8 protein-coding genes are annotated in these 8,693 nt (G+C 60.3%); all 8 read left to right on the top strand.

Going from position 1 to position 8,693, the window contains the following annotated elements; all coding sequences use genetic code 11:
• Window positions 1-284: metal ABC transporter solute-binding protein, Zn/Mn family (locus tag AC52Q4_RS09220; RefSeq protein WP_495536503.1), on the top strand; the 284-nt coding region annotated here is incomplete at its 5' end.
• A complete protein-coding gene (locus tag AC52Q4_RS09215; protein WP_495536502.1) occupies window positions 281-1,018 on the top strand; it encodes a metal ABC transporter ATP-binding protein in 738 nt (245 codons plus the stop codon). The genes AC52Q4_RS09220 and AC52Q4_RS09215, both read left to right, overlap by 4 nt.
• Window positions 1,019-1,022: 4 nt before the next feature.
• Complete coding sequence (locus AC52Q4_RS09210; RefSeq protein WP_495536501.1) at window positions 1,023-1,850, top strand: metal ABC transporter permease; 828 nt, start codon at window positions 1,023-1,025, stop codon at window positions 1,848-1,850.
• A 68-nt stretch (window positions 1,851-1,918) separates the two neighbouring features.
• Entirely contained in the window at window positions 1,919-2,803 is an 885-nt protein-coding gene (locus AC52Q4_RS09205) for a M23 family metallopeptidase (protein ID WP_495536500.1), read from the top strand.
• Window positions 2,804-2,925: 122 nt separating this feature from the next.
• On the top strand, window positions 2,926-4,296 hold the full coding sequence (locus AC52Q4_RS09200) for a methyltransferase (protein ID WP_495536499.1): 1,371 nt from the start codon (window positions 2,926-2,928) through the stop codon (window positions 4,294-4,296).
• A gap of 202 nt (window positions 4,297-4,498) precedes the next feature.
• Complete coding sequence (locus AC52Q4_RS09195) at window positions 4,499-6,139, top strand: AMP-binding protein (RefSeq protein ID WP_495536498.1); 1,641 nt, start codon at window positions 4,499-4,501, stop codon at window positions 6,137-6,139.
• Between the two features lie 109 nt (window positions 6,140-6,248).
• Window positions 6,249-7,883, top strand: coding sequence for an electron transfer flavoprotein-ubiquinone oxidoreductase (locus tag AC52Q4_RS09190; RefSeq protein WP_495536497.1), 1,635 nt, complete (start codon window positions 6,249-6,251; stop codon window positions 7,881-7,883).
• 485 nt (window positions 7,884-8,368) lie between these two features.
• Window positions 8,369-8,689, top strand: coding sequence for a hypothetical protein (locus AC52Q4_RS09185; RefSeq protein WP_495536496.1), 321 nt, complete (start codon window positions 8,369-8,371; stop codon window positions 8,687-8,689).
• The last annotated feature ends 4 nt before the right edge of the window (window positions 8,690-8,693 follow it).

The following is an 8,693-nucleotide window of genomic DNA, read 5'->3' as shown; positions in this document are numbered from 1 at the left end:
TCCATCCGGCGTGGGGTTGTTTCGCTGACGAGTACGGGCTGCGCCAGATTGCGATCGAGGTCTCTGGTAAAACGCCCGGGGCAGCCGCTCTGGGACGTTTGATCGAATGGGCCAAGCAGGAGGAAGTTCGCGCGATATTTGTGCAACGCCAGCACAGCACGGCCCCCGCCATGGCGGTGGCGCGAGCCATCGACGCGCAGGTGATACGAGTCGATCCGCTCGCTGAAGACTACGCTGCCAGCCTGCTTCACTTTGCTCGATCCTTGCGCGAGGCGATGCAGTGAGCTCGCAACGCGTGATCGATCTCGAGGGCGTCACGGCGCGCTACGATGGCCCCATCGTGCTTCAAGACGTGACGTTGGCCCTCAACGCGGGTGAATTTTTAGGCCTGGTAGGGCCCAACGGAGGCGGCAAGAGCACACTGCTCAAGGTGATACTCGGGCTGCTCGTGCCGAGCCACGGGCGGGTGCGGGTGTTGGGGACCGAACCGGTACGTGCCCGCCGACGCGTCGGCTATGTGCCACAGCATGTCGATTTCGTTCGTGATTTTCCGATCTCCGCGCGCGGGGTGGTGTTGATGGGGCGACTGGGGCGGGGCACACCGTTGCTGGGCTACCGACGGCACGACCGCGCGGTTGCCATGAGCAGCCTGCAGGAAGTGGGGCTGACGGAGATCGCCGACAGACCGGTCGGTCAGCTCTCCGGCGGGCAGTTCCAACGCGTGTTGATTGCCCGGGCACTTGCTACCGAACCGGAAATTCTGCTGCTCGATGAGCCGACCGCCAATCTGGATCCCCGTGCGGAGCGGGATCTATTCGAGCTGTTGAAGGGCCTCAATCGCAGAATGACCATCCTTGTCGTGACTCACGACATCGCCTTCGTCTCCGAGTACGTCACCCGTGTCGCCTGCCTGAGCCGGGAGCTCGTATGTCACACGACTGAACCGCTTACGGCCGAGACCATCGAGCGGCTCTACGGTCGCCCCATTCGCTTCGTTCAGCACGAGGGGCACGGCTGACGATATGGAGTTCGTCCATGCCCTGATGAATTTCGCCTTTCTTCAGAACGCGCTGCTCGGGGGCCTTCTGGCCAGTCTCGGCTGCGGTGTGATCGGCCCGTATGTCGTGGTCAAGCGAATCAGCTATCTGGTCGGCGGTATCGCGCATGTCGTGCTGGGCGGCGTGGGTGTGGCCTACTATTTGGGTTGGTCGCCGTTCGGCGGCGCACTAGTGGCGGCTGTGCTGGCGGCTTTGCTGATCGGCTGGGTGAGCCTGCGCTGGCGGCAGCAGGAAGACATGCTCATAGGGGCATTTTGGGCCGGCGGCATGGCGATCGGCATTTTATTCATCTCGCGTGCGCCCGGCTACAACGTCGATCTGATGAGCTACCTGTTCGGTAATATTTTATTGATCACGCCCGATGACCTGTGGCTGATGGCCGGTCTCGATGCGGTGATCCTCACTTTGGTCGCGTTGTTCCACCGTCAGTTCCAGGCCGTCTGCTTCGACGAGCAATTCGCCCGGCTGCGCGGGATCGGGGTGACACGATTCTACCTCCTTTTGCTTTGCATGGTGGCCCTGACGCTGGTTCTGCTGATCCAGGTCGTTGGTTTGATATTGGTAATCGCGCTGGTATCGTTGCCAGCGGCGGTCGCCGGTCAGTGGGTGCGCTCATTGGGTGCGATGATGCTGCTCGCGACAGGCTTGGGTGCCGTGGTCACGTTCTCGGGTCTTGGGCTGTCCTACGGGCCGGACCTTCCTTCCGGTGCGACGATCGTTCTCGTCAGTGCGATGGTCTATTTTTTGTCCACCATGATGATGGGGATTCGCAAGCGCCGGATCCAGGGGTAAGCTGTGCTCAGAGCTGTCAGGCAGTATCGATCGTCGTTATAGGGACGTTTTTTGCTCGGAATAGGGATATGCAGCGGTCACGGCGGTTAGTTCAGTTGGCTTTGCTCCTCTGCGCGAGTAACGTGCCGGCGAGCGAGCGCCTTGAGCTCAAGGGCGATCCCGTCCAAGGCGGGATGCTGGTCGGTTACACGACGCCAGGAGCTCAGGCGCGCTTTGACGGGCGCGATCTCAGTGTCGCGCCCGACGGTGAATTCGTCATCGGGTTCGGCCGCGACGCGAACGAGCGAATGGTGCTCGAGGTCCGTTTCCCGGACGCCAGCGTACTGAGGCGCAAACTGACCATTCGCCAGCGCCCGTACCCCGTTCAACGAATCGATGGCCTACCTGCAGGGGAGGTGACCCCGAGCGAAGCGAACCTCGCGCGGATTCGCCGTGAGGCGGCACAAATTCGCACCGCCCGGTCGGGAAACACGCCGCGCACGGATTATGACGGCGCCTGGAGCTGGCCGGTGGTCGGTGTACTCACCGGAGTTTACGGCAGTCAGCGAATTCTCAACGGCAAGCCCCGCAGCCCGCATACGGGTGTCGATATCGCCGCGCCGGCCGGCACGCCCGTTTGTGCGCCCGTCGCTGGCGTGGTCCGCTTTGCCGCGCCAGAGCTATTCTTGTCCGGTGGCACCGTGATTTTGGACCACGGGCACGGAATCTCCACTACCTACATACATCTCAGGGAAATTGCGGTGCGCGCCGGTCAGGTGGTTCAGAAGGGCCAAAGCCTAGGCGAGGTCGGCGCGACGGGGCGCGCCACCGGTCCCAATCTGCATTGGGGCGTCAATTGGTTCACCAGGCGGCTAGACCCCGGCCTGCTCGTGCCGGGCATGGTCGAGGCCCACGCTCATCACACCGGCAATACCGAGCGTGGCGCACAGTGTAGCTCGTCCGGAGACGTCTAACCGTCCCTTGGGCTCCGTCGTAAACTCATCTCGCCCACTGAGGACGGAGCCGGCGACTGGGGAGCGGCTTATAACGTTGCGTCCGCTTTCGTTCGTTGTGCGCGAGTGGCCAAGGAGGGAGTGTGTCCGAGCGATTGGCATTTGTTGGACAGGTGATGTCTGGCCGAGGCAGAGCGGCCGTAGACGTAGGCGAGCACGCCGAGGAACTCAAAAGCATCCTCGGAGCGGATCTGATTGCCGGGTCCCTTAACGTCGTTTTCAAACGCCCTGTCAAACTCGTAAACGAAAACGCTATCAGATTCGACAAGGAAAAGCGTTTGCTATGGCCTGCTTCGATAAACGGAATAGCGGTGTGGCTTTATCGATGGCGGCATGCGCCCTTGCATATCGCCGAGCTGTTGTCCACGGTGCACCTTCGAGACGCCCTGGGTTTAGCCGACGGTGACGAAATCAGAGTCGAGCTGAGAAGGGCCGACGTCGATCGTGTCCCGGTCATAGGGAAATTCGTATGGGGGCTGTGTTGGATAGGAAGGCGGCAGTGGTGCTACAAAAACCATGACTACTACGCGCGCACCAGCGGATGTTGCATCAAATTCGGAGCCACGCAACAGGATATTCAGGGAAGTGGATGGGATTCGATTATGGCAATTGCGAAATCAATGGGGAAGAGAATGCCGGGCATGGGAGCGCTGGCCAATTATCTACGACACGTAGCGGGAGGCAAGAACCATCCACTCAAACCGTATTCGTTCGAAAGAATGCCGCTCGATTGCCTCTATGAGAGCGACGAACGCTCATTTCGGCAATTACTCAATCTTTTGAGCTATACGAAAACCAGCGGTTCGATCTACTCTGCCAATCAATACTCTGCCGGCTACCACACGATCGAGATCAATGGACGGGAGCTGCAGGGTCAGCGCAATCCGACGAAAAGGTTGGCACACGTACCAATCGATTTCCATGGAAAAACGGTGCTGGACATCGGCTGTAATCAAGGCGGCATGCTGTTTGCGCTCGCTGACGAGCTCAGATGGGGGGTTGGAATTGACTACGATAGCCGCATGATCAATGCCGCGAATCGCATCAAGTCGTTGCGGGACACAAAGGGTTTGAATTTCTATACGCTTGACCTCGAGCTTGAGCCGCTGGAGTTGATCGAGGATTTCATTCCAGAGCCTAAAGTGGATGTAGTTTTTTTGCTATCGGTCTGCATGTGGTTGAAAAACTGGCGAGAGGTCATCGCGTTCGCATGCAAGATTTCCGATACTATGATTTTCGAGAGTAACGGAAGCGATGAGCAGCAGTCGGCGCAACAAGAGTATCTGGAAACGCTGTACCGCAATGTCTCGCTTTTGAACAATTCGTCTGACGACGACCCCAAGCAGAAGCGGCGCAAACTTTTTTACTGTTATCAGACAGTGGAAGAGCACGCTCGACCATGTGGATGTTTGGACAAGCCGCAACGGCCCGCCAGCAAGGCCGGTATGGTTTAGTAGCAGGAAGGAGCGTCGCGGTTTTCCTGCGTCGTAGGCAAGCGGGCGTAAATCACCTCCGTCAACAGGGGGCGCACAAGGCCCTGACGCCTAGCCATAGATAAGCGATGGTGCCAGTGAGTCGACTCTTCGGACACGCGGTGAGGCGATGCTTGGCTATGAGGCGAGGCGGCCGCCGAGACCTCGTCCTGGAGGAGGAGCAATGAGAAACGCGTCCGGAGAGGGAACCGAGCCACCTCGCGAACAGAGTCAGCATGCCAATTGCGCTGCCTTATCGCCGCTGACGTTCATAGAACGCACCGCCGCGGTCTATCCCGGCCATACGGCCGTGATTCATGGCGCACTGCAGCGAACCTGGGCACAAGTGCACGAGCGGGCGCGGCGGCTTGCTGCGGGGCTTCACGCCCAGGGGGTCAGAAGCGGCGATACCGTGGCGGTGTTGCTCGCGAACACGCCGGAGATGCTTGAAGTTCATTTTGCTGTTCCGATGCTCGGCGCCGTGCTCAACGCACTCGATGTCCATCAGGAAGCCCGGGCAATTGCCTTTATGCTACAGGACAGCTCGGCTCGGGTCCTGATTGCGGACACGGCGTTCTCGGAGACCGTTGAGAAAGCGCTGGCCGTGTTGCCAACCGGGCCGTTGCTGGTCGATGTCGAAGATGCGCAAGGTGGCGGTGGTGAGTGTCTTGGGACGTTGGGCTACGAGGCGCTGCTCGCCGAGAGTGAGCCCGATTTTTCCGGGGAACGCCCGCATGATGAATGGCAGCCGATTGCGATCAACTACACCTCGGGGACGACGGGGAACCCCAAAGGGGTCGTCTATCATCACCGAGGGGCCTATCTCACCGCCGTCAGCCATATTCTCGCCTGGGGCATACCCCACCATCCCGTCTATCTCTGGACGCTGCCGATGTTTGACTGCAATGGCTGGGGCTTCCCCTGGACCATCACGGCCATGGGGGGTACGCATGTCTGCCTGCGCGATCGACGGGCCGAGTCCGTGATCGAGGCGATTCGCCGCCATCGCGTCAGTCATTTCTGCGCTTCCCCGGACGTGTTGAATGCGCTGCTCGCCCTGCCCGCCAAGGACAAGCGTCGATTCGATCACCCGGTCAAGGTAATGGCTTCCACGGCGGCTCCGAGCGTTTCGCTCCTCGTTGGGCTCGAGGCCATGGGCATCGAGCTGACTCATGTCTATGGTCTCGCCGAGACGTTCGGTCCGGCGACGGTGTGTGCGTGGCGCCCCGAATGGGATGAGCAACCGCCGGAGGAGCGTGCGCGGCTCAAGGCACGTCAAGGCGTGCGCTACCCCATGTTGGAGGAGCTTATGGTGGCGGATCCGCAGACCCGGGCGCCGGTGGCGAAAGACGGGCGCACGATCGGTGAGCTTTTCTTACGCGGCCATACCGTCATGGATGGTTATTTCAGAAGCGCGCAGGCCACTGAGGAGGTGTTTGAAGGCGGCTGGCTCCATACGGGGGATCTGGCAATCTGGCACCCCGATGGTCAAATGGAGATTAAGGACCGTTGCAAGGATATCATCGTCTCGGGGGGCGAGAACGTGTCAAGCCTCGAGATCGAGTCGGTGCTCTGCCAACACCCGGCGATCATGGAGGCGGCGGTGGTAGCGATCAAAGATGAGCGAGGCGGCGAGCTTCCGTGTGCGTTCGTCACGCTGAAGCCGGGTACGGAGGCTGTCAGCGCCGCTGAAATCATTGAGTTCTGCCGCCGGGAACTGCCGCCTATCAAGGTGCCTGACACCGTGGTGTTCGGCGATTTGCCCAAGACCTCCACCGGCAAGGTGCAGAAATTCAAGCTGCGCGCCTATGCTTGGAGACTCTAGCCCGAGGTGAGTCGATAGACTCTCGGCAGGCGTTGTCCGGCTGATCTCGGCCGAGCCGCAACGTGCGCAAGGGGCGAAGGCCCGCCGGAGCACTCAGAGGAGCACGCGCTTGGAACGCGAGCGTCTGGAATACGAGGTGGTGATTGTCGGGGGCGGTCCTTCGGGGCTGGCCGCGGCAATCCGACTCAAGCAACTCGGGTTGGAGCACGGCCGCGAGCTTTCGGTGTGCGTGCTCGAGAAAGGCAGCGAAATCGGCGCCCATATCCTGTCGGGGGCGGTGATCGAGCCACGGGCATTGGACGAGCTTATTCCCGACTGGCGAGAGCGCGGGGCGCCGTTGGATACCCCGGTGACCGAGGATCGATTTCTCTTTCTCGGTGCCGCTAAAGCCTATCATCTGCCGGTTCCGCGGCAGATGCGCAACGAGGGCAATTATATCGTCAGCCTCGGGAACGTCTGCCGCTGGCTTGCGGAGCAGGCGGAGGCGCTGGGCGTGGATGTCTACCCCGGTTTTGCCGGCGCGGACATAATCTACCGGGACGACGGCTCGGTGAATGGCGTAGTCACCGGTGATATGGGGCTCACCGCCGACGGTGCGCCAGGGCCCCATTATCAGGCGGGCATCGCACTGCACGCTACGCAAACGCTATTCGCCGAAGGCTGCCGCGGCTCGCTGACCAAGACGTTGATCGAGCGCTTTGACCTGAGGTCGGGCCGGCAACCGCAGACCTACGGTCTGGGCATAAAAGAGCTATGGCAGATCGAGCCGCAGCATCACCACCTGGGAAGGGTGATCCATACCCTCGGCTGGCCCCTGGACTCATGCACGTACGGTGGGGCGTTCCTTTATCATATGAAGGAACACCAGGTCGCGGTGGGCTTTGTCGTGGGCTTGGATTACGCCAACCCGTATCTCTCTCCATTCGAGGAAATGCAACGCTTCAAGCTCCATCCCGCCATCCGACCCACGTTCAACGGCGGCCGCCGGGTGAGCTACGGGGCGCGGGCCCTGGTCGAAGGCGGCTATCAGAGTCTGCCTAGACTGACCTTTCCGGGTGGCATGCTCATCGGTGACGCCGCGGGCTTCCTCAATGTGCCCAAGCTCAAGGGGACTCATATGGCCATCAAGTCCGGAATGACGGCGGCGCAGGCGGTCTTCGAGGCGTTGCAGCAGCCCGGCGATACGCCACGGGAGGTCAAGGCCTATCCCGAGCGGTTGCGACAAAGCTGGCTTTGGGATGAGCTTTACCGCGCGCGCAACATACGGCCGAGCTTTCATTGGGGGTTGTGGCCGGCGCTTGCCTACTCAGCCGTGGACACGTATCTCTTGTGTGGTCGCGCCCCTTGGACACTCGCCCATCGTGCCGATCACAGCCGCTTGAAATCCAAAGACCAGGTTCGAAGGATCGATTACCCCAAGCCCGATGGCGAAGTCAGCTTCGATCGTCTGTCCTCTGTTTATCTGTCCAACACCCACCATGCCGAGGATCAGCCGTGTCATCTCAAGCTGAGGGATGCAACGAAGGCGATCGATATCAACCTCGCCCGCTATGATGCGCCGGAGCGGTTCTATTGCCCGGCCGGGGTGTATGAGATCGTCGACGACGAGGTCGGGCGCCCGCGGCTGCAAATCAACGCGTCCAATTGCGTGCACTGCAAGGCCTGTGACATCAAGGACCCGACCCAGAACATCGACTGGGCAGCACCACAGGGCGGGGACGGTCCCACCTATCCGAACATGTAGTCGCCCGCGCTCATTTCCTGCAGACGAATTCGGCGCTTTAGTTCCGTATTGGCCGGGCGGCAGGCTACAAACGCAGCAAGTAGGCGTTCTCTGGTGTCGCAGCAGATACGATGGCATGCGCCCGAAATGCGTCGATTGCGTTTTATGACATCCGGGCTTGTATCGGCCTCGAGCCTCGAAGGCATGTGCAGCGATACTGCCACGGCCCCGCCCGCGTACCGATCGATGCAGCTCACCTGTAAGTTGCAACAGACGAGCACGCCACGCCGTCCGCAAGTCGAGCGATTGAGTTATTCTCATGCCGTCGACGGCTGGGGAATCTGTCGAAACGTGTTGCAATACGCCCTTGAGTGAGGTACTTGGTTAGTGCGCATTGAGGAAAAAAATCGGCACTTTAAAGCGCTTTTTTCAGCTGCTGGATGGTCTATATCTAGTTAAGGGTACAGCGGGTGTGGCAATCACCTTACAGGGAGGTCCTCACGAGGATGCGGATCGAGATTCATGCTGAGCGTTTTCGATTGAACCGGCACTTGTATCGCTATATCCGGCGTAAGGTGCTGGCTTGTATCGGCGAGTGGGAGAACCGCGTTCGCAAAGTTATGGTTTCACTTACCGACGTAATGCTCGGCTCTGGCGGCATCGAGAAGCGCTGCTTGGTTGAAATGGAGCTCGAGGGATTGCCCGGGGTTATCTGTCAGCAGGTCGATCGTGATGCCTTTCGTGCCATCGATCGTTCAACGGCTCGGATGGGCCAGTTGTTACGCCTCACCTTGCTGACGAGCGAGAGGAGCCCGCGGCATGATTAGGACC

It is taken from the genome of Nitrococcus sp. (genome assembly GCF_059432795.1).
Note: the sequence above shows the minus strand (reverse complement) of the source record. Positions and strands in the feature narration are given on the sequence as shown.

Excerpts from the sequence above, each read along its gene's own strand:
- AC52Q4_RS09210 (WP_495536501.1), top strand. The coding sequence starts at position 1,023 with ATGGAGTTCGTCCATGCCCTGATGAATTTCGCCTTTCTTCAGAACGCG.
- AC52Q4_RS09205 (WP_495536500.1), top strand. The coding sequence starts at position 1,919 with ATGCAGCGGTCACGGCGGTTAGTTCAGTTGGCTTTGCTCCTCTGCGCG.
- AC52Q4_RS09195 (WP_495536498.1), top strand. The coding sequence starts at position 4,499 with ATGAGAAACGCGTCCGGAGAGGGAACCGAGCCACCTCGCGAACAGAGT.
- AC52Q4_RS09185 (WP_495536496.1), top strand. The coding sequence starts at position 8,369 with ATGCGGATCGAGATTCATGCTGAGCGTTTTCGATTGAACCGGCACTTG.